The sequence below is a fragment of the Haloarcula ordinaria genome (assembly GCF_029338275.1).
GTDB classification, from domain to species: domain Archaea; phylum Halobacteriota; class Halobacteria; order Halobacteriales; family Haloarculaceae; genus Haloarcula; species Haloarcula ordinaria.
In genome coordinates, this window is the sequence record NZ_CP119790.1 from 162,735 (window position 1) to 184,427 (window position 21,693).

Here is a 21,693-nt window from a genome sequence, read left to right on the forward strand (position 1 = left end):
CGACTCCAGATGAATGTAGGTTTGATTTACCCAGGAAGGCTTCGAATCCGGTTTGTTCTGAGCTATTCCCTTGATATTTCCAGGCAGAGCGGAGCCTGCACGGATTTTGACGAAACCACAAAACATAGACCCGATGGATTCGTCGAACATATTGTCCCACAAGGGACCTATCCGAGCCACCACACGGTTGCTTGGCATAGTGCCGGGCTGGCAACCCGAAATCACTGCTTTTCTGTGACATTGCTTATAAGTTTGGTAAATGTAGAGATAGTGCGTAGTTCCCAGTGACGGAACCCAAGATATTCCATCTTCTATCCGCTGTAAGTCGTCTGCAGAACGAACCCGAACGAGTTTCAATCCTTTCAAATATCTGTATAAACTCGATAGTTTCCCGTAAGTAATCAGTTATCCGATTCGACATCTTCAGTCGGATGGTTGATTCAGCAATACCTCGTTCCTTCATGGTTGCTTGCTCTAATTACGTTGGTCCGATGCTGAGAGTCACTTCGTTCAAAGAGAGAGCGAGACGTCGATTACAGGATTAACTACAGTAGCGTCGGTTGACGATGTTTGTTGGTTAAGATTTGAAGCGAGTCGGAGCGAGTTGAGAGCACAGACATTGAGGAGATCGACACAACAACCACTGTGCGGGTAGCGTTTCGATGACCACTGCTTGATTACTTTTCCGTCGGACGTGCTTGGGACGGGAACTATATGCGATAGACACCTCTATCGATGTGTTTTGCTTCGTAGATCAGTCGCAGTTCGGCGAGCTGTAACCCCAGATTACGGAGACAGTGTAGGTTTTGACAAAAAAGGAGGTAAGGAGCGAGGTGAAACGATCGAGATGTAGAGAGGACCTGGACAGACACACCTCTATCGATGTGTTCGGTTTGAACGTGTACGTCCGGAACAACGCGAGAGATTTCACCCTCGGGCGACGAACACGCGAAGAAACAGATGATAGAGGCGTAATAACGGACGATAACCGATGATTGGTCCGAGCGCCTATCCAGCAACTCGAGCGAAAGCAGGCGATCAGTGACATCGACTGAATCTACACATCGAACACATCGATAGAGGTGTGTGTGTGAGTGTTCTAGTCTAGAAAGCTAGAAGAAGAGAAGAGAAACTGCGAAATCACCAGACCATCACACAAGAAATAAACGTGGAGACAGTCGTAAAGAACCTATAACTCCTTCAAACCGGCTCTTCTGTCGGTAACAATCAGTCGAGTCACCTCGTGAGAGCCCCCTACTCCCCCCCTCTCGAACACATCGATAGAGGGGTGTGGGTCCTCATATAGATCATTCACGGCGACTCATCGCTAGGTAACGGAATCACTCGACGGCCGGTTCGCACTCGTTCATACACATCGTTACACCTTCGCTACTTTCCGTATCTCTTTCCCTCTCACTGCGGTGGAACCCACTTATCGGAAACTCTGTCCGCGAATCACACATCGATAGAGGTGCGAACACTTTTGGTCATCGCCTGTATGTGTTCCGATATGGTCTCTGAGGACCCCACCTCGGATGATGGCTCCCCGCAGGCGGATTCCTCATCATCGACCCAGGTAGACCTCTCTACTGGAAGTCGTGAGGAATCTACATCCGAAGAGGGAAAATCGCAAACGGATGATTTTCGCGCTTCAGAAGACGTGTCTGATTTGGGAACCCCAGTCGATATTCCGGACTCTGAAACCGACGGCTATGAAACCGACGTTCCATCCACAGCGGACGACGTCAGTACCGGTAAGACGTCTATCGAGGAGATGCTCCTCGAATTCGACGAACAGGACGGGGTAATCCGCGATCGGGAGTTGCTAGACCCCAACCACGTCGTCGAAGAAGACCGAATCGTCGGTCGAGACGAACAGCTGCAGGAGATCACCAAGATGCTCCGTGTTGCGCTTGGTGACAACCGGCCACCCAATCTGTTCCTGTACGGTCCATCGGGCACGGGCAAATCATTGATTACCAAAGCCGTCTGCAAGAACATCAGCCAAATCTGCCGCACACGGGACATCCGATTCGGCACGGTCGAGATCAACTGCCAGGACCTCGATACGCTCGGAATCGGCGTCTACGAACTCGCGACACAGGCCGCTAAGGAGGCAGATGTGGAACTGGAAGTCGCGAAACACGGCGTCGCAACGAAAGAAAAATGGGACGAGCTGTATCGCATCATCAACGAGAACTTCGATTCGGTCGTTATCGTCCTCGACGAACTGGATATGCTGGTCGGACGTCGTGATAAACAAGAGCCTGCGTTCTCCCGCCTCCTCTATCAGCTCTCCCGTGCCAGCGGTGACGAGGATATCTCGACACACATCTCGGTCGTCGCCATCTCGAACGACACCAAGATGATGGAGTCAGTCGGCAGCCGTGCCTTGAGTTCGTTCACGCCGGAAGACGTCCACTTCACTGATTACGACGCTAACCAGCTCAAAGATATACTCCACCGTCGTAAGGACGCGTTCTACGACGGCGTCCTCGATGAAAGCGTCATCCCACTCGCCGCTGCGTTTGCAGCTCAGACTCACGGAGACGCCAGGAAGGCAATCGATCTCGTCCGGGTTGCAGGGAATCTCGCCGAAAGGGAGGGGTCGACACGCGTCAGCGAAGAGCACGTTCGGAAGGCTCAAGACAAGGTCGAGAAGAACCGTGTGCTCGAGGTCGTCCGTGGAATCAGCACCCAGAAGAAACTCTGCCTCTACGCTACCGCTGCCGTCGCAGCAGAATCCGATGACGAAACCGCACGGAGTACGACTGGTTACCGAGTGTATCAGTTCCTGACAGAGTCTATCGACGCTGACCAGTACCACCAGGAGACGTACGTCAACAAGATGAAGGAGATGACGACATACTCCCTGGTCGATTTCGAGCGTCGCAGTCACGGGCCTACCTCCGGAATGTTCCTCGAGTTCCAGTTCGGTGAACGGCCCCAGACGATTCTCGAGACGCTCCGCGAGGACTCCAGGGTCGAGATGCTCTCTCCGGACGAAGTCCAGACTGTCGTTCACGCACAATTACGAAACGAGCGCTAGATAGCGTTGAGTGTCGCGAGTAGTTTCCGCAATCCATACAACTACTTCTCACACCCCTCTATCGATGTGTAATCGTTCGATAGAGCCGCTAATATGCGCACTTTCAGCATATGAATCTCCAACTGAAGATGGGGTTTAGAATTTCAACGTTGCCAGCTTCGGTATTGGTTACGGCCTCTGAGATTTCGAATATAATGGTGCTGGCACAACCAGCCACACACCTCTATCGATGTGTATTCTCGAGGTAGGTCGATACGGTTCTTAACCCACAAAACTTAGAAAATCGCCGCCATGTTGGTTAAACAGGAGCATATCGATGGCTTACGAACCACCGACCCCTCATGGAAGTCTACCGACAGAGCTGGTAAACACGCTCAACGAATCCACGCCCGAACGCCTCCGTGAGGTTGCCAGATACGCCGAGGCGTTAGCTGAATATAAGACGCGCGATGACCGTCTCGACGAGACTTCGGACGATGACCGGTTCGAGGAACGGCCAGATGAGCTGCCACCCGACGTTCCATCGAAGGCGACGGTCACAATAAAGGAGATCAACGACAATCGCTATTATTACTGGCAATGGAGAGACGGCGACAAAGTGAAGTCGAAGTACAAAGGGCCGGTTGATTCAGACAAATAGAGACCTGGTGTGCATTCTGCGTCGCTGATATACGCCGACCAACGGCCCTCTTCATTCGATACACTCGAAATACTGCATCCGGGAACGCTGTTTGTGCTGTCACCAATATAATGTGTACTTTGATGGTTGATTTGCCCGAGTCTTCTGTCGATACACGGCGATACGGACTTCAGCAGTATACTGGAAAGGGGGCTTGAACACAAGTGATCGGTGTAGACGACTTTCAACCCTCGAACCAGCAACCGACGTGCACGTGTTACGAGAACTAAACGGTCGAGAAAGTGCCTGATATCATAGTATAGTTATTCTATATGGCTATACCGTCTGACTTATCTTTATACCCTCCCGCCACAATTGACCGAGTATGCTGACCTATACCGTGTACAGCGAGGCGGGCGGTGTGGGCAAGACCACACTCGCCGCCAACCTAGCGGTGGCAGATGCCCGAGCCGGAAACGACGTACTCACGATAGATATGGATCCCCAGGAGGGGAGCCTCTCGTATCTCTTCGACGTCGCGGGGTCGCGAACGGACTCGAACTCCGACAGTCTGGTTCGTCACCTGGTCGAGCGGCCACGCGGTCCGTTCGAGAACCTGATTGAGGAGTCAGAGGGCGTCGATATCGTCCCGGCACACAATTCGCTCGAGGTACTCTCGAAGCACCTGCGTCGTCGTGAAGAAGAAGCAGCAGATTTCGGTGAGAACTGGAACCCGAACGTCCAGCTGCTCCGGGTATTGAAGGATGCGGACATCCCGTCGAACTACGACACGGTCATCATCGACCCCCCTGCAACGGCAGACGTCAAGCTCTACAACGCGATTCACTCCACGCGGAACTTGGTCATTCCATTCGAGCCGAGTGGAAAGGGACAACAGTCCGTAACTGGGCTCGCAGACCTCGTCGACGGGCTCGAAGAGACGCTCGGTATCAACGTTGGTGTGCTGGCTGCCGTTCCGAACCGCTTCAAAGGGACCAACGACCAGGAGGAGATGCTGTCCCGTCTCGAAGAGTCCGGGTACGATATCCCGGTTGTATTGAGAGACCGGTCCTCACTTCTCGAAGGATGCTGGCGAAAGCAGTGCTCTGCGTTCCGGTACGTCGAAGAGCATCGAACGCGGGAGCGCGACTACGAACTCGAGACGCTCGAGCAATTCGAAACACTCGCACAGCAGCTACACACGGTCACGGAGACGGAGGTCACAGCATGAAATCTGGCACTGGGGACGACCCCTTCGCAGAGACCGACGATACAGCAGACGAATCGACGACAGAGAACGACCATAGCACCCCACGGCTCGAAACTGAGAGCGATCTCGAAGACACCGTGGCCGGGTCGGAGGCGTCAAGCGGCCAAACGATACCGTACAAGTTCCGTCGGAGTTCGGTTAAGGAGGACCGGAAACAGCGACCGATCTTCCTCAGGCCACATATCGAAGAGCGTGAATCAGCGTTCCTCCGAACGCTAGAGGACGAATTGGGAGAGGACGTCTACAAAACCGATGCACTCGAAGCGGCACTCGTCGTTGCTATGGACAATCCAGACCTCGTCGTGGACGAGCTTCGCGAGTGGGGGTACGACTGGGACTAGAACAGCTCCCTACTGAGAACTATTTGCTATCGAACACTAACTCCTCTCTTGGCTGCACCGACACACCCCTATCGATATGGTCCTATCGAGAAATACCCTACAGAGCCCCTCAAACAATATTTTGCAGAAGAATGAGAGTAGGAACTGGACATATCGATACTGGTTGAGAAAACACCACTGCTGTCATACTGCAATACTTTCGGTGTGTGAATCTCCATACAGGGGCCACCACACCCCTCTATCGATGTGTTCCTGAGAGTTGTTCTCAGGCATTTCGCGGCGCTAGAAACCTACCGGCATGTTGCCAGAAGAGAGGTGACACGAACAACGGATGCAGTTACCGCAGAGTCAGTTCGTCTGTTTCTCGGCTGTCGAAGGTGAGTATCTCTGTACCGGCCCGGATGTGATGAAGTGAACATGGGTCTGGTTGGTCATTCCGGAGTTTCCCTCGCACGCGCGATACCGAATCCGCTCTCGACGACTGCCTTGCGCGTCATCTCACGATCGGGTTCGACCTCCAGAGGCGAATTGCATGCTTTCGCTACTTCCTCCGACGTACCATCCTCGAAGAATCCGATCTCGACAGTGTCGGACGCATTTATTTGGTTGAAGCCGGTCAAGTCGACGTTTCCACCACTAGACTGGAGTCACGGACAGCCCGTGAGGGTACTGGCTGGTGTGACACCGAGTGTCCCGAGAACGGCTCGTCGGCAGGGCATCATTCCAATGCGAAAGTATTCCTGGTAAGCTTTCTTCGAAAGTCCTCCTCGCTGAGTCACGCGCACTCCGTATCACGCATCTCGGTTCTACCGAAATCTGAGCCGGTGGTTGTGGCCGCTTTGCATACAGCGCGTGAAGCGACTGGACTGGTTAGAACACCCCAATAACGAAACCGACTCCCATGACGATGAGAACAGTCGCGGAGAACGCGGGAAGATACGGGGTGTACTGCTCAACCGTCTCCTCGTAGTGTTCGTATCCCGCGATGAGCAGCATCGTCAGCCCCACGATACCGGCGATGACAGTCAGCGCGTAGGCGCTCATCAACTCCAGACAATAGGTCGACCCAGCACACAATGCGATAATCTCAAACTCCTCCTCATGCGCGAATCCGAGCAGGAACGCGAACCATGCGATGCCGAGGAGTCCTCGCTCGGTCGCTTCGTCGAGACGCCCATGTGAGTGGGAGTGGCCCCCGATGAGCGGAACGTACCTCTTCAGTCGTGCGAGGAGTCCAGTGCTGTGGTCGTGGCTGTGGTCGTGCGTGTGCTCTTGAAGACCGTGATCGTGGCCGTCCCCGTGGCTGTGGTGGCCCACGTCGCTCAGCACGCTCTCGTGGGGCGCTGCATCGCTGTGACTGTGGTCACCGTGGTCGTAACTGGCCTCGTGCCCGTGTCTGGAGTGCGAGTGGCTGTTGCGGTACTCTCGGATGCCAAGTAGGATGAGTAGGAGCCCGGCGACGACGCTCACCGGCCCGCCGAGGAACACGCCACTCCCCAGCTCGATCGGCTCGTTAACTTGTGTGAGGCTGAAGTAACGCTTCGCGTAGAAGAACACCGCGACCATGGCGATACTGCTGATGAGGTGGCCGATGCCCAGGATGAAGCTCGCGGCGAACCCGTAGAGCCACTTGTTCGTCTGGTCGAGGGCGTACGACGCCGCGACCGGCCAGCCGTGCCCCGGCTCGATACCGTGGATGGCTCCGAGAGCGACCGCCCCGACGAACAAGCCCAGTGCTTCTGTGTGTAACATCTACTGTTCGATCGTCGGTCGACGGCATGCAAAACGGTTGTTAATACGTAACTCGGGCACACATCATACTGGTGGCTCTTGGTCGCCAGCGCCTCCTCGGCGATCAGCAGATGAATCCGTGCGTCGTGATGGCTATCGGTGGGTGGGTACTCCTTAGCCGGTATCGAACCCCATCTGAACGCCCGGATTGAGGACGTCATCGACGACGGTTTCGCGGGCGATGGACTGTGGCGCATTCAGTACTCTGTGCTACAGACGAAAATCGAACACTGGTCGTATTGCATTGCTCGACCGCGAACAGTCTGTTGAGGCCGTGTTGCATAGAGCGCGCAAATATTGCACTGGTTGCCCTACGTGTGAGATGCATTCACAGAGCAAACATTCATCATACCTCCCAGCGAGTGTACCTCAGATGTATTTTCAGACTATCCCTAGGAATTCCGAAACGGGAGCCGCTAACCACCGCTCGGGTGGGGCCTAACCATGGCAGAGAGAGTGGACCCGTACCGGCAACTTCGTTTCATCCTCGAAATCGACGGCATCGTCAAAGCAGGGTTCAGCCACTGTCGGGTTCCGACCGCTTCGTCGGGCGTGATCACGTACCGGGAGGGGAACGAACTCCCGACACCACGGAAGCTTCCTGGTCTGAACGAGTACGGACCCCTGATTTTGGAGACAGGGATTACCGACAGTTCGATCGAACTGTACGAGTGGCGGACGCTCGTCGAGCAGGGGAAAATGGACGAGGCTCGTCGGGCCGCCGCAGTCGTCTTGCTAGATGCGACAGGCCAACCAGCAGCTCGCTGGAAGTTTCGGGAGGCGTGGCCGTCCCAGTACGAAGGACCGCAGCTGTCCGCCGAAGCGGACGAGGTCGCTATCGAACGACTCGTCATCGTGAACGAAGGCTTTGGCAGAATCGCTTTTGCGGAATCCGACGAGGAGAGTGAGGCGGACTCCGAACCTACTGGCGGGGTGGAGGCGGTTCCAACCGGGACACTTCCACGTGGCGTGGGCGTTCCTCAGGGAATCGACTCGCTGTTCGGCACGCGTCGACAGGAGAAGCAAGTGCGTGACAAGGAACAAGAGGAGACGTGAACGCTCGCGGCAGTGATCCCTATCGCGCCAATCACTTCTGTGTCTCCTGCAAAGCGCTTCCAGCGCTGGGATTCACCGAGGTCCGTGGGCTCTCGGTAGACGTCACAATTGCGACGGAGACCGCCTCGCGATCAGCGCAGGATGAGGCAACGAATGACCGCCGTCCAGTGGCCGCCTCGATGGCGGCGAGTACACCCGAGCAGCGGGAGACGGACTCGCCGAGACTTGAACTGTGCCGCGGTGTGACAGACGACCAGTCCCTCTGGACGTGGTTGCACGACTGGCTCGCCGGGACGGTCACCCCACAAGATGTGCGGATTTGCCTGCTCAACGACCGGGGAACGCCGGTTGCGGGCTGGAGCTGCCGGGCTGCGATTCCCGTGCGGTGGGTCGGACCGACGCTCATTGCAGACCGGCCATCCGTCGCGATGGAAACGCTCGAGCTTGCTCATCGCGGTATCGATCGGATTGCCGACCGCGAGATGTGTTGTGACGGGACCACGAACGACTAGTCAGAAACGAACCGTAAGTCAGCGTGGCTGACTGTGAGAGCTACTACTGATCGTTGACGCCGCACGACTTACTGACTTGGTACCTCTGGCATCTGCCAACAGTGTTGCTGTAGACACTACTCCGTATCGGTCACGCCGTTACTGCTACCTATTGCGTGGTCGATGAAGGGGCTGCTGAATACAGAGTGGGCATGCACCACGTCGCACACGGAGAACCGGAGCTTTCTCATGAGGATAGTCCAGTTGGCTCGAGCAGTTGCCTGACGTCCACGACGAATCGGAAATTAAAATATATGGCTTTGTTGAAATCCTCGGAAGTTGATACAAACGGCGTCCTGAATATAGAGGGTGGATGCAGCATAGAGCTTTGTTTCGTCCAGCCCTTCTGCGACGAATCAACCCAACAGGATACGCCAGTTTCGGTGAATACAGTGTAAATCATCGAATAAAAGTGTGAACTTAAAAACATATATCACCCTATTTTAAATCAAGTGACAAACTAAAGTTTCATATGTTCAATCGAAACGAGTCCCGTAGACGCGACTTTCTCTATGGCCTCTCCGTTCTGGGAGCCACGTCGATAGCAGGTTGTTCTGACGTGACAAGCCAGCAGTTTGAGGCGACTGCCGTCACGTTGCCACCAGGTGAGCAAGAAGGGCTGTTGTTGAGTGAAACACTGCGGGATTCCACTAGTGTTTCTCGAACAGGGCCGAACGGCGATCTAGAGATCACCGTCACCAGCCACTTCTCGTCTTACAGCAGGACGAAGGGCGTGTCTGAGTACGGCGTCATACGAACGGCACTTGGACAATACACCAAGGAACTGAACCAGGGTCGACTCCAGGAGGGCGCAACGCTCACGTCGGGAATGAGGCTCACCTCAGGGAGTCTGCCTCTCGCTGTTTTCGAAATGGACGATGAGATCGACCCGGCGGCGATTACGCTACTGGCGCCTGCAGGATTGCGAACGCACGATAGCGGCGTACCGATTTCGGTATTCAGCGGCGCTGCGCTCGAACGGGAGACACTCACTCTCGGAGAGACCGAGGGAGTGAACGCGTTCGAAGTCCCAGGTCAAACCTTCTATCCGGGAAGTATGTGGCTGACTGACGAAGAATTGTATCCGGGGAGCATGTGGTACCCCGGGAGCATGTGGTACCCCGGGAGTATGTGGGTCGCAGAGACTGGATGGTACCCCGGTCGCACCTGGGTCCCTCGGTCACAGAATGGGTCGTCTGGCTCTTCGGCCGAGGAGGAACCGACAACTGCGCCGACACTGGTATTAGTGCCCGAGGGCCAGTCGTTCGCCGACGTCTTCGGTAAGGGTCTCGACGCCGTCAGCGGACGCTCAGTCGAGCCAGGAGAAACGTTTGACACGAAAACCTTGACCGTTGCAAGCGTCGGTAATTCGCTTTTCAACTGGGAGTTCCCCGACGGATATGGCGTTCTCTTCGAAAACGGTCGACCCGCCGCGCTCGGCGGTGCCGTATTCGACCTAGCCGTACTCTCCACGCCATCCGCGTCTGTTGCTGGCGTCGAGGCGAACCCAGTCGTCTCGATGGATTCGAAGGAGTTGTTGACGGACGACACTATCGGAACGCTTCTCCGAGACGTGGGGATTTCTGATGCCGACGACGTCCGGTGGGTCGAGGGTCCAGGGCGACTCTCCCAAGATGGCTATCTCGCTCTCGACGATGAAATCGCAGCCAACGCACCCGAGTCATTCACCCCGTCGGAGCCGACGATCTTCGACGAAAAGACGACGATCGAAACGTATGCAGGTGTCATCAGCGGCCAAGAAGGATCGTGGGCCGTCGGAGTTCACGTCGCACGTGCGACGCCAGACGACCACGTATTGGCTATCGGTATGCAGCGAGCACCGCTCGAATCTGCGGGCGGGATCACTGACGAGGGTGAAGAGGGACCCTCCAGACCATTCCCAATCATCAGCTGGAAGAACTGGTATCTCGACGCCCGGGCAATGATGGAGGTCGTCGTTCCACGTCTTACCGAACAAGATGACTGACAAACTATGAACAGACCATCATTCCCGCCGATAGACGGTTCGAATAGTCTCGAGCGGGGAGAAACCGATGTCATCATCATGGGTTGTGGCTCGTAATGCCCCGAAGCTGGCAGCTGGTTCTTCTGGGATTCCTTGCCCAATTAGGTGTTGGTGGTGTGATGCTCGGTTCCGAGATGGCTGGCACGCCGGAGAACACGAGTGCCATCATGCGCCTGTTTCTCGGAGGTGGCATTCTCGTCGTGACTGCAGCCGCGTTTCTCGTGACACTTCCTTCTATCTACCTGCTGTATCGCGGTTCGTATCGGCTCATTGCAACCTCGATCGTAGTTGTTGTCGGAGCAGTGTTCCTTGTCGGCAGTGTCGCCTCTCCAATCGTCGCAATTCTGCCCGCGTTTCTGTTTATCGGGGTCATCCTTTCGTGGCGCGAACGATGACCCAGCTTCCCAAGAGAGGGTGGCCAGAATACAGTATCCGACGAGGCGACCTTGGATAGATCAGGCACCAGAATCTGTTGCTCTGGTCAATTACCCTACCCTATTCTACTTCGCTCAGTCTGACGACTTCGCTCGTTAAGGGTGGGGCTTGTCCATGAACTCGGCCTCGAACCCGTCTGTGTGAGCGACAAGAAACGAACGCCCCCCGAGCGCGGGTCGATTACGCTCAGGCCAGTGGGGCGGCCCGGTCGGCGAAACGGGTCACGAGCGCGTCGAAGGAGGCCCGCGAGGGGTCACCGAGCTGTGAGGTGGACATCGAGAACCGCGAGTGACTCCACATCGGTCAAAGTCGTCACTGTCTGCGTCTGGACAGTACTCCCCGAGCGCTGGCGGTAGTGCGAGAAAGCTCGGCGCCGATCGAAGATCGTGCTGTCGAGAGCGGCGTGTCTAGACTGCGGGTGTTGCTGCGCATCTCAGCGCAACAACACCCGCTATACGCACATTTTCAGCCGACCGAACGGCCTGTAGATCGTGCTGTAGTCCGGAAGATCGTCCCGACCAAGATCGAGTACCTCACGGATATCGGCCATGTACTTCAGTCGATTCGGCGTCTCACGGTGGCCGTGGCCTTCTTCGAGCCGAAAACAGTGCAAGTCAAGAATGAGTCCTATCCGAATACGTTGAAGATATCCCGGAGAAGATTACCCAGCGCAGCAAGTATCCCGCCGTCTGACTCATCGGACGACGACTCCTCGACAGCAGTCGTTTCGACTGCGCGTTCGGTCGCTGGGGTGGGACTCGACGCCGAAGTCGAGGGCTGCGCGCCTTCTGAGGCGGCCACGTCCACCTCCGAAGCGGTCGTCCGAACGACGCCTCGATCGTCCCGGACGCTGAGTTTGACCGTGTACGTGCCCGATGACGCGAACCGGTGGGTGACGCGCTGGCCCGTCGCGTTGGTCCCGTCGCCGAACTCCCACCCGTACGCCTGTACCTGCCCGTCGGCATCTGCCGATCCCGAGGCGTCGAACTCCACTTGCGTTCCGGCCTCCGGGCTCGCGTCTGAAGCGTCGAACGCCGCCGTAGGCGGCTGGTTCGGCGTACGGACGGTGAGTGTTCTGGTCACCGTCGCCGTGTTTCCGGCCCCATCGGTGACCGTAAGCGTGACACCGTACGTCCCGGCGGACGTGTAACTGTGCGTGGCACTCGAACCGGTGTCGACGCTGCCGTCACCGAAGTCCCACTCGTAGCTCGCAATCTGTCCCTCCGGGTCGACGGACCTGGACCCGTTGAACGTCACTTGCTGTCCAGTTTCGACTTGGCCGCGAGAGGTGCCGAACACCGCCCGCGGGCTTCTGTCTTCGACTGTGAGCCGTGTACGAACCGTATCACGGAATCCGTCCGTGTCCTCAACCGTGAGTGCAACCTCGTACGTCCCCGGCGTCGCGTAGCTGTGGGTGACTCGCTGCCCACTGGCGGTCGTGCCGTCCCCGAACGACCAAGTGTAGCTGTCGATGGACCCGAACAGCGAGTACGAGTCCAACCCGTCGAACGCAATCGTCTCTGCCGAGCGTGGCCTGTCAGGGACGGCCGTCACGTTGGCGTGAATCGCCGTATCGAGCACCGACGTCGTGTCGATGATGTCTAGGAGGGACGGGTAGGCTAGGGTGGTCGAATTGGTCGTGGTTGTCGACGAGTCCAAGCCACCAACGTCGATGACCTGTGTCTCATTCTGTGTCGTGCTCGACTCGTTCTGATTAGTGTTGTTAATGAACGTGAACTCGGTCCCGCTGACACTGGAAAGTTGCGTGTTCACCGACACGAGCGAGGCGTTGATGCTCCGTGGTGCCGAAACGTTGGTGAATGTCTTGGTGAAATAGCCGTCTTTCTCGATACGGATTGTACGGGCTTGGTCGACCCAGAACTCACCGACCCACGGCGTCTGTCCGACGGCCTGCCCGTCGACGTAGACGGAAGCATCGTCTGGCTCCGAGACGACGATGACTGGCTTGGTCCGTCGCTCCATCGTGAGCCGAACCGTCGACCGATTCAGTGCGACCCGCTCGCTCGCCGTCCTATAGCCGTCGGCGCGGACCTCGACGGTTCTCTCGCCGTATCGTCTCGTGTGGTCGACTGCGAAGGACCCCGTCCACGGCGTCTCCCCCTGGCGTTCGCCGTCGATGTACACGTCCGCGCCGTCCACGTTTGCGGTCACCGTCACGTCCCTCCGACTGTCGTTCGCGGGCTGCTCGATTTTGAGCGGGTCGTCTACGAACAGGTAGTCAAGGCTCGTGACGGGCTCCGACGAGAGTACGTCCGCATCGAGCAGCCGGACCGTCAAGATCGAGAACGTCGGGTCGACCGCTATCGGGTCGGTATCGCCGCCGCCCTGTGCGAACACCTCGTCGCCCGTTATCTCGAAGATGAACGTCCCGTCCCGATCCCGCCCGACTGGAGCGCTCCGCACGGTCGACGTCCCACCGGCGTCAAGCTCCAGGACGACCTCCATCTCGGGGTTTCCCTTCCCCAGCCCCCCGACCTCGGGGAAGTCGGTGTCCGCCTCGACCGTCACCTGGAACGACGACGCGTATCCGTCGCCGTCCACGTCCTCCCTGTCTGAGATGGTTATCTCCGTTATCTGTGCGTCCGGGCCGTCACCCGAGGCGATTCCAACGCCTGCAGCACCGGCCACCAGTACAAGCAGTACACAGAAGCCGAGCGCACCGAGCGTCGACCTCACTTCCCTCCCGAAAACGGTTGGCTCGTATTTCATAGTGCGAAGTTTTCCGGGACTCGGAACCGGTCTCACCCACCGCCCTCACCCCCGTTCGCCACCACTTTCCAGTCAGTGGGGCACTTATGGAATTTATTTCACGTCTGCATATATATAAAGTTATCTGTCAAGTGCTGGCTAATCCACATGGACCATCTGATGATTGACTGTTCCGGAATCACCCTTCTCACAATAATATATTGGTGGGCGGCCTCGCCACTCATCCGCGTCACCGCTGGACTAGTGAAACCCTAGTCCTGTCCAGCCAGATATAGTCCATCCCCGTGCTGCCTATGCGCGCTATCCCTTGCAGAGTCTACTCAACCTACCAGAGATCTGGAAGAACCTGCGTGCAAGACTTAGAGCGTCTATGCAGCACTCGGTCACGATTAGTTTCAAGCCATTACTGGTGAATCAGCCGCTCAGTATGCGTGCGTACTGACCGCAGAAAGTTCTACCAGTTTGACGGGATGTTCAGCTGGCCGTGCGAGATACAGAGGGTAGAGGAAGCAGTGGGTCGTCATTCATATCATCCTGACAACGTCGAAATATTTGTGAAGTGAACCTGCTTATTGATCCCGGAGACTGGGACTATTGTAACACCGAAGCCGAGCTCACGTGTTGACCGTACTGTCGGACTGGATTCAGCGTCCCAACCCTGAACGCCAAAGTGGAAGATTTGAACTTAGTAAGAGGTATATAATCATAATAGTACCGACAGTTACCACATCATATGGTGTCTGATGATTGGAAAACACGTGGGGCAACGCAGTGGATAAGCCGTAGAAAGATGATGAAGGGTGTTTCTACAGTATGTATCTTTAGCCTTTCTGGATGTAGTGGTAACGGTTCAGATAGCCAAAGCGAATCAAGCGGCGACTCAAATGGTCAAGATAACTCAACACCAGAACCGACACCAGAGCCAACACCTGAACCAACGCCAGAACCGACGCCAGAGCCAACACCCGAACCAACGCCAGAACCGACGCCAGAGCCAACACCCGAACCAACGCCAGAACCGACGCCAGAAATAACGTGCCAGACGGAGGTAGAAGATACAATAACTGTTGGCTCAGGAGAATCTCAAACGTATGAGTTTGTCTTAGATCAAGGAGATGAAGTAAAGATAACCACTCAAACGGAGAAGGGGAAGAACCCCATTCTCACAGTCGCCACACCGTCAGGTGATAACATAGTTGATGAAAAGTCAGAACCTCTGATGCGGGAAACGCTCACGACCTCTGAAAGCGGTTCGTATCTCTTTAGACTTGAGAATGGGGCCATGTTTGGCGAAGAGGGTGTATGGACCATAGATATTGACATTTGTAGTCGAGGATAGTGAACTCGTACGTATATGATCTGATTATTCGTCCTCATCACTACGTGAACCATAATCCAACTTCCATCTGCAAATTTTAACCATAGCATAAGCACTTCATAATTTATGGCCCTGTTGAAACCCACAACTGATGACAGGTTTCAGCGGCTGTGCTGAATATCGGGCGTGAATTCAATCCTCTGAAAGTGCAATCAATAATACGACAGTCATCCTCTGAATCTCGATCGTCACATGGATTGCCAAGTTCAAAACCCTCATTGAAATATAGAGGGGCAGAGACCCCAGATAGAGAGTTTTACATTTTCATTAAGTTCTACCATGAATATTGGACAAGCTTTTGGATGACTACCCTCTCAACTAAATTGACGAGCGATGACTGATTCGGAAGATGCGTTCGCGGATATCGTATTCCTCGCCGGGTCGCCGAATCGTATCGCAGTGCTCAGTGCACTCTCGGTCGACAAGCCAGTCGACCGGCATGACTTGGTAGAAGACCTCAGTATCTCCCGAGTGACGGTCCAACGGATCCTCGATTCGCTCGGGTCGCGGGGCTGGGTCGCTAGCGAGGGCCGCGACTATCGGATCACACCCATCGGTGAGGTCATTGTCGAAGAATTTCAGTCGTCACTTGACACCTTCGAGTCGATGGAACGTCTCTCGCTAGTGCTCCCGTGGCTCCCGGCCGGTTTCGATGTCGACCTCCGGCGACTCTCAGATGCTCGTATTACGCTGCCAACATGGAGCGACTCCGTTGCGCCCGTCCGTCGAGCTGCGGAACTCTGTCGAAACCTCGATGACCTACGGGTCTGCGCGTCGGGAGTTGCACCGGACGTCATCAGGGGGATTCGGGACGCTGCCGTCGAGGACAGGGCCGAGGTCGAAGTCGTGGCAACGGCGAGTGCAATCGACGTCATCCGAGATGACTCCACAATGCGAGGCTGGTTCGCTGACCTCGGCGATGCCGGGGGCCAGGTTTACGAACATCCGGGGCACCCATATCTTATCGGCCTTTGTGACCGGACTGCGGTCATCGGAGTGAACGATGACGCTGGGATGCCCCGGGGACTCATCGAGTCGACGGATACGGTGGCCTACGAGTGGGTTCGCTCGATGTTCGATCAGTGCCGGGAGGAGTCTGAGCCGGTGGGCGACGGAGCGTTCTCCGGGTGAGGGCTGTCGCGTATCCAAAGCACGGAGATACCGGAGCCGTTCCGGCAGAGTCGTCCACGGCAGATGGATTTCCAAGAATCATAACCATTATCCTATTGTCAGAAATACACTTGTTATGGCGTCGTCTCCCGACACGGTCGAGTTCCTGGCCCGTTCGGAGAATCGTGTTCGGGCGCTGAAAGTGCTTGGTGACCGTTCGTGTGACCGGGATGAACTCGCGGAGGCGGTCGGTATCTCACGGGTGACGGCCCAGCGTATACTCGACGCCCTCGTCGGGCGCGGGTGGGTCACCGATGAGGGCCGCACGTATCGAGCGACTCAGTCCGGAACCATCGTTTCCGAGGAGTTCGAGTCGCTCCTGGATACGATGGAGGCAATGCGACGACTCTCGGCAGTCGTGCCATGGCTCCCTCCTGATTTCGACGTCGACCTCCGGCGACTGACCGACGCTCGGGTTTTTCTCCCCGCACCCGACGACCCGATGTCACCGGTTAGACGCTCGACTGACCGAATGGGTGAGGCTGACTCCGTCCGCGGTCTCGGGACGGGTATCGCCCCCGATGCCTTACGGGTCAACCGCGACTGTGTCGTCGACGACGGACAGTCGCTCGAGGTCGTTTTCTCCGACGGCGTGCTGGAGGTCATCGCCGCGGACGCGCGAATGTCGGAATGGGTACGGGAGATGCTCGACGCCGGCGCGTCGCTGTATCGCCACGAGGATATCGGCCTTCTTGCCGGTGAGTTCGACCGTGAAGTAGTCGGGATAGGAGTCGGGGATGGGTCGGGTGTTCCACAGGGATATATCGAAAGTCGAGACGACGAGGTCCGAAACTGGTTCGAGAGGACGTTCGAGCGGTACCGTTCGAACGCTGAACCGGTCAGGAAGAAGCTGTTCACGGTGTGAACGCCGTTCACGGAGCGTCTATATCTCCGTTCGTGGCGTTCTACCTTTATGTACGCCTTGCGACTGACACACGGGAAGGCAGCACAGAACGAGGGGGGACGCGGTGACATCGGACGGCTCCTGATTGTAGCCGTCGTCGCCATAATGGTCACGAGTTCGTTCGTCGGGTTCATGACGTCGACGGCGGCGGCCGAAACGCTTCCGTCGGGCGTCGTCGGGGTATCGCAATGCGGTCCGCTGGATCAGGCGAACCAGGAGTACTGGCTCACGGCGGACATCGTGGACGCTCCTGGCGACTGTTTTGTTGTCACCGCAGTTGGTGTCACACTCGATGGGCGGGGGTTCACCATCGATGGGGATGGGCCCAGCGGTTCAGATGCCGGCGTACGGGTCCAATCGGACGACGCTGTCGTGAAGAACGGGACGATTCAACAGTTCTCCTATGGAGTCTATACAGACGGAGATAACGGAGAAGTACGGAATTTGCTTCTGAAGGATAATACGGACGGTGTCTCTGTCATCGTGAGATACGTCTCTGGTGCCTGGGTCGGCCCGTCGAATACCCTCGTGGCCGACAACGAGATTCAGGGGAGAAACGGAATACAGGTAAACGGCGCGAGCGGCACGACCATTCGTGACAACACGCTCCAGGGAACCGGGGAACAGGGCTTTACTCGTTATCAAGGGATCCGTGTTTACCAGGTCTGGACGAACGCGCCGACCAGCGACAACCGAATCAGTGGGAATACGGTCGGTGGGTTCGAACGCGGTATCTCGCTTGAAGGGGGGAGTGGTACCAACAATCAGATTACGGATAACACACTGACGGGGAGCCGGTACGAGAATATCGTCGTTTCCGGGATAGCTGATACACAGGTCCTGCGTAACACCGTCACGGGGGGCGGAATCGGGATCCAAGTCGGCGGAACGGGGACGACAGTGTCAGGGAACCAAGTCACGGACATCAGAGTCGCTGGCTCGAACACTATCGGGATCGTCGTGCGGGGTGGCACTGACGTCGAGATCTCCGATAACATCGTTCGGAACATCCGGAACAGAGGGATTGAGCTCGTGAGCGGGCAGAACATCCGAGTGCTCCGGAACACCGTCACGGACATCGATACGGCTGGCATAAACGTCGGCACGAGCAGCGTCGATCAGGTACTCCTCGCCAACAATACGGTTCAGCAAAACGGGGACGGCGTCCGTACCGACGGAGCGACGAACGTCCTCGTGCGCGACACGCTGTCGACGAACAACGGGGAGTTCGATTACGAACAGTGGACGCGCGTTTCGGCGGTCGACCTGCTCCGGTTCGAGACCAGTACAGCAACCCTCTCGGGAACGGCGTACGACGTCGACCTCCGCGGGCTACGGACCGGCGAGACGCTTCCGACCCCACGTGACGGGTTCGTCGCGGTCGGCCCTGCGTTCTTCGCCACGGACGAGGCCAGCGTCGGAACCGCGTACCTCGACGGGCTGACGCTGCACTACACTGACGCGGACGTCTCCTCGCTTGACGAGTCGTCGCTCCAGATATGGGTCTACGACACGGCCGCCGGAACGTGGGCGAGCCTCCCCGGGCCCACGGTCGACGCCAACACAAACACGGTGACGGTCGACCGCTGGACGTTCTCCGGGGCACACTACGTCGCTCTACTCGGCCAGACGGAAGTCTCGGTGACTATCACCAACCCGAACGACGGTGAGATACTCAATACGACGAACGTTCTGCTCACCGGCACGGCGACGAGCACGACCGGGACGGTGACCGACGTCGAGGTGAGTCTTGATGGCGGATCGTTCCAACCCGCCACGGTCTCGGGCACCGACTGGAGCTACGCTCTCGACTCCCTGACGGAAGACGAACACATGGTCGTGGTGCGGGCGACTGACGAACTCGGCATCTCCAACACCTCGAACGTCTCGTTCACTGTCGACATGACGCCGCTCACCATCGAGACGGTGACGCTCGATCCGAGGCTCGTCGGCGGCGGCGACACGGTCACGGTCACCGTCTCGGCATCGGATGCGAACGGCGTGACGGGCGTCACGGCCGACGATATCTCGCTCACGCAGGACACGGGCGGCAATTGGACAGGTAGCCTCACCGCGCCGACGTCTGACGGGTCCGTGACCGTCGACGTGGTCGCCACCGACACCGCCGGCAACCAGGCCACAGCCTCCGACTCGTACACCGTGGACGCCACGGCTCCGACGGTGACGCTCTCGGCACCCACGACGAGTACGACCGCGGCAGTCGAGGTGACCGGCTCGAGCATGGACGCGAACGGTGTCGCTTTCGCGGAACTCCTCGTCGATGGGACCTCTCAGCCGCTCACGCTCGCCGCCGACGGGTCGTTCTCGGTGACACTAACCCTCGCGAACGGAACCCACACGCTGACGCTCGGCGCGGAGGACGCCGTCGGTAACCGTGCGGAGACGAGCGTGACGGTGACGATCACCCTCGACACCGACGGCGATGGCCTGACCGATGTCGAAGAGGAGGCCCTCGGTACTGATCCGACCGTCGCGGACACTGACCGCGACGGAGTGAGTGACGGGGACGAAGTCAACACATACGGCAGCGATCCGCTGAACCCCGACACCGACGGTGACGGACTGAGTGACGGTAGCGAAGTCGGCGGGAACTTCGTCGGGTTCCCCAGCGATCCGACGCTCGTCGACACCGACGGTGACGGACTGAGCGACAGCGAGGAAATTCGGACTACCGAGCCATACACCTACATCACGGCCCCGAGCAACCCCGACACCGACGGTGACGGGCTGACCGACCCCGACGAATACGAGCAGGGCACCAACCCACGTATCGCCGACACCGACGGCGACGGCGTCGACGATGGTACCGAAGTCTCGCTAGGGACGGACCCCTTAGACCCGAGTGACGAGGGGAATCCGGACAATCTCGACAGCGACAACGACGGTCTCACGAACGGTGAAGAAGCCGCTCTGGGGACGGACCCGGCGGTGGCAGACACCGACGGTGACGGCCTGCTCGACGGCGAAGAGGTGGCCACGCACGGCACCGACCCCACGTTAGCGGATACTGACGGCGACGGGCTCGGTGACGGTGACGAACTCAACACTCACAGCACCGATCCTTTGACCGCCGACACTGACGCTGGAGGCGTCGACGACGGCGAGGAGGTCGCTGCAGGCACCGATCCGACCAACCCCGCCGACGACGCGTTCGCGCTGGACAGTGACGGTGATGGACTGAGCGACGGCCGCGAGGCCGAACTGGGAACGGACGCAACTGTCACCGACACCGACGGCGACGGCTTGCCCGATGGCGAGGAAGTCGACACTCACGGTACTGACCCGCTGACCGCAGACACGGACGGCGATGGCGTCTCTGACGGTGACGAGGTTGCAGGTGGGAGCGATCCACTGGACGCGAACGATCCGACGCCACAGGACTCCGACGGTGACGGCCTCTCCGATCTAGAGGAAGAGGCCTTAGGCACCGACCCGACCAATCCCGACACCGATGGTGATGGCCTCGGCGACGCCGAGGACGACCGCCCACTCGACGCGACTGCTGACTCCGACGGCGACGGACTGACCGACGCCGCAGAGATCCTGACCTACAATACGGATCCCACGGCGGTCGATTCTGACGGCGGTGGCGTGGCCGACGGTGACGAGGTTGCCGCTGGCAGTGACCCGAACGACCCGGCAGACGACGCGTTCGGGTTAGACAGTGACGATGATGGTCTGAGCGACGGCCGCGAGGCCGAACTGGGAACGGACGCAACTGTCACCGACACCGACGGCGACGGCTTGCCCGATGGCGAGGAAGTCGACACTCACGGTACTGACCCGCTGACCGCTGACACCGATGGTGACGGCATCTCCGACGGTGACGAGATTGCAGGAGGGAGCGACCCGCTGGATCCGAACGATCCCACCGCGCAGGACTCCGACGGAGATGGACTCACCGATTCAGAGGAAGCAGCTCTCGGGACCGATCCGCAGAATGCCGACACTGACGGCGACGGAGTGACCGACGGTGAGGAAGTCAATGCCGGGACCGACCCACTCGTGTCCAATGATGAGGAGAGTGACGATGAAGGCGATGATGAGGAGAGTGACGATGAAGGCGATGATGAGGAGAGTGACGATGAAGGCGATGATGAGGAGAGTGACGATGAAGGCGATGATGAGGAGAGTGACGATGAAGGCGAGGACGATAACGAGTAAATAGGAGTAAGAACAAACGGGATTCTCGTTCGAATGAATTCTCGTACTATCGAAGACGAAGAGAGACTATATGAACTCCGGACTATCTTTCTAAATATTCCCACCATTCTTAACAGACAGTGGAATGGTTGCTAGCTGCCATTTCGAATCGTTTCTCTGAATCTAGCACTAAGAATATCGAATTTTCG

At 57.5% G+C, this 21,693-nt stretch carries 14 protein-coding genes and 2 pseudogenes; 13 read left to right on the forward strand and 3 right to left on the reverse strand.

From position 1 onward, the window contains the following. Window positions 1-1,774: 1,774 nt before the first annotated feature. The 4 genes from P1L41_RS17610 to P1L41_RS17625 all read left to right on the forward strand — a co-directional run bounded on the left by P1L41_RS17610 (window position 1,775) and on the right by P1L41_RS17625 (window position 5,279). Window positions 1,775-3,049, forward strand: a complete 1,275-nt coding sequence (locus P1L41_RS17610; protein ID WP_276298764.1) for an orc1/cdc6 family replication initiation protein — start codon at window positions 1,775-1,777, stop codon at window positions 3,047-3,049. 316 nt (window positions 3,050-3,365) lie between these two features. Continuing rightward, the gene (locus P1L41_RS17615; protein ID WP_276298757.1) at window positions 3,366-3,689 is read left to right on the forward strand and encodes a DUF6788 family protein; all 324 of its coding nucleotides are present in this window, start codon (window positions 3,366-3,368) and stop codon (window positions 3,687-3,689) included. A 364-nt stretch (window positions 3,690-4,053) separates the two neighbouring features. Next, window positions 4,054-4,899, forward strand: a complete 846-nt coding sequence (locus P1L41_RS17620) for a ParA family protein (protein ID WP_276298758.1) — start codon at window positions 4,054-4,056, stop codon at window positions 4,897-4,899. Continuing rightward, complete coding sequence (locus P1L41_RS17625; protein ID WP_276298759.1) at window positions 4,896-5,279, forward strand: DUF7970 domain-containing protein; 384 nt, start codon at window positions 4,896-4,898, stop codon at window positions 5,277-5,279. Before P1L41_RS17620 ends, P1L41_RS17625 begins: the two co-directional genes overlap by 4 nt. 870 nt (window positions 5,280-6,149) lie before the next feature. Here the strand turns inward: P1L41_RS17625 and P1L41_RS17630 are convergent. Beyond that, window positions 6,150-7,031 carry a HoxN/HupN/NixA family nickel/cobalt transporter gene (locus tag P1L41_RS17630; RefSeq protein WP_276298488.1) on the reverse strand — a complete coding sequence of 294 codons (882 nt, stop codon included), beginning with the start codon at window positions 7,029-7,031 and terminating at the stop codon, window positions 6,150-6,152. 86 nt (window positions 7,032-7,117) lie between these two features. Here P1L41_RS17630 and P1L41_RS17635 point away from each other — a divergent pair. The 5 genes and pseudogenes from P1L41_RS17635 to P1L41_RS17655 form a co-directional block, all read left to right on the forward strand. Then, a pseudogene (locus P1L41_RS17635) lies at window positions 7,118-7,247 on the forward strand (site-specific integrase); the annotation flags it as partial. A gap of 267 nt (window positions 7,248-7,514) precedes the next feature. Beyond that, a complete protein-coding gene (locus tag P1L41_RS17640; protein ID WP_276298489.1) occupies window positions 7,515-8,126 on the forward strand; it encodes a phage tail protein in 612 nt (203 codons plus the stop codon). Then, entirely contained in the window at window positions 8,123-8,638 is a 516-nt protein-coding gene (locus P1L41_RS17645) for a phage tail protein (RefSeq protein WP_276298490.1), read from the forward strand. Before P1L41_RS17640 ends, P1L41_RS17645 begins: the two co-directional genes overlap by 4 nt. A gap of 598 nt (window positions 8,639-9,236) precedes the next feature. Beyond that, complete coding sequence (locus P1L41_RS17650; protein ID WP_336399970.1) at window positions 9,237-10,664, forward strand: DUF6517 family protein; 1,428 nt, start codon at window positions 9,237-9,239, stop codon at window positions 10,662-10,664. A 95-nt stretch (window positions 10,665-10,759) separates the two neighbouring features. Next, window positions 10,760-11,098, forward strand: a complete 339-nt coding sequence (locus P1L41_RS17655; protein ID WP_276298492.1) for a hypothetical protein — start codon at window positions 10,760-10,762, stop codon at window positions 11,096-11,098. Between the two features lie 296 nt (window positions 11,099-11,394). On the opposite strand, the pseudogene P1L41_RS17660 reads toward P1L41_RS17655, so the two are convergent. Beyond that, window positions 11,395-11,751: pseudogene (locus tag P1L41_RS17660) on the reverse strand (IS5/IS1182 family transposase); the annotation flags it as partial. 14 nt (window positions 11,752-11,765) lie between these two features. After that, window positions 11,766-13,835 carry a PKD domain-containing protein gene (locus P1L41_RS17665; protein WP_276298493.1) on the reverse strand — a complete coding sequence of 690 codons (2,070 nt, stop codon included), beginning with the start codon at window positions 13,833-13,835 and terminating at the stop codon, window positions 11,766-11,768. Between the two features lie 766 nt (window positions 13,836-14,601). Between P1L41_RS17665 and P1L41_RS17670 the strand changes: the two genes are divergently transcribed. The 4 genes from P1L41_RS17670 to P1L41_RS17685 all read left to right on the forward strand — a co-directional run bounded on the left by P1L41_RS17670 (window position 14,602) and on the right by P1L41_RS17685 (window position 21,505). Next, window positions 14,602-15,207, forward strand: a complete 606-nt coding sequence (locus P1L41_RS17670) for a hypothetical protein (RefSeq protein WP_276298494.1) — start codon at window positions 14,602-14,604, stop codon at window positions 15,205-15,207. A 372-nt stretch (window positions 15,208-15,579) separates the two neighbouring features. Next, window positions 15,580-16,377, forward strand: a complete 798-nt coding sequence (locus P1L41_RS17675; RefSeq protein WP_276298495.1) for a helix-turn-helix transcriptional regulator — start codon at window positions 15,580-15,582, stop codon at window positions 16,375-16,377. Between the two features lie 115 nt (window positions 16,378-16,492). Then, complete coding sequence (locus P1L41_RS17680; RefSeq protein ID WP_379789254.1) at window positions 16,493-17,281, forward strand: helix-turn-helix transcriptional regulator; 789 nt, start codon at window positions 16,493-16,495, stop codon at window positions 17,279-17,281. Window positions 17,282-17,452: 171 nt separating this feature from the next. Continuing rightward, the gene (locus tag P1L41_RS17685; RefSeq protein WP_276298765.1) at window positions 17,453-21,505 is read left to right on the forward strand and encodes a right-handed parallel beta-helix repeat-containing protein; all 4,053 of its coding nucleotides are present in this window, start codon (window positions 17,453-17,455) and stop codon (window positions 21,503-21,505) included. Window positions 21,506-21,693: the final 188 nt, after the last annotated feature.

What these genes read in the sequence shown, in the direction of transcription:
- P1L41_RS17610 (WP_276298764.1), top strand. Translation starts at nt 1,775, where the DNA reads ATGCTCCTCGAATTCGACGAACAGGACGGGGTAATCCGCGATCGGGAG.
- P1L41_RS17620 (WP_276298758.1), top strand. Translation starts at nt 4,054, where the DNA reads ATGCTGACCTATACCGTGTACAGCGAGGCGGGCGGTGTGGGCAAGACC.
- P1L41_RS17675 (WP_276298495.1), top strand. Translation starts at nt 15,580, where the DNA reads ATGACTGATTCGGAAGATGCGTTCGCGGATATCGTATTCCTCGCCGGG.
- P1L41_RS17680 (WP_379789254.1), top strand. Translation starts at nt 16,493, where the DNA reads ATGGCGTCGTCTCCCGACACGGTCGAGTTCCTGGCCCGTTCGGAGAAT.
- P1L41_RS17685 (WP_276298765.1), top strand. Translation starts at nt 17,453, where the DNA reads ATGACGTCGACGGCGGCGGCCGAAACGCTTCCGTCGGGCGTCGTCGGG.
- P1L41_RS17615 (WP_276298757.1), top strand. Translation starts at nt 3,366, where the DNA reads ATGGCTTACGAACCACCGACCCCTCATGGAAGTCTACCGACAGAGCTG.
- P1L41_RS17655 (WP_276298492.1), top strand. Translation starts at nt 10,760, where the DNA reads ATGCCCCGAAGCTGGCAGCTGGTTCTTCTGGGATTCCTTGCCCAATTA.
- P1L41_RS17640 (WP_276298489.1), top strand. Translation starts at nt 7,515, where the DNA reads ATGGCAGAGAGAGTGGACCCGTACCGGCAACTTCGTTTCATCCTCGAA.
- P1L41_RS17630 (WP_276298488.1), bottom strand. Translation starts at nt 7,031, where the DNA reads ATGTTACACACAGAAGCACTGGGCTTGTTCGTCGGGGCGGTCGCTCTC.
- P1L41_RS17625 (WP_276298759.1), top strand. Translation starts at nt 4,896, where the DNA reads ATGAAATCTGGCACTGGGGACGACCCCTTCGCAGAGACCGACGATACA.
- P1L41_RS17670 (WP_276298494.1), top strand. Translation starts at nt 14,602, where the DNA reads ATGGTGTCTGATGATTGGAAAACACGTGGGGCAACGCAGTGGATAAGC.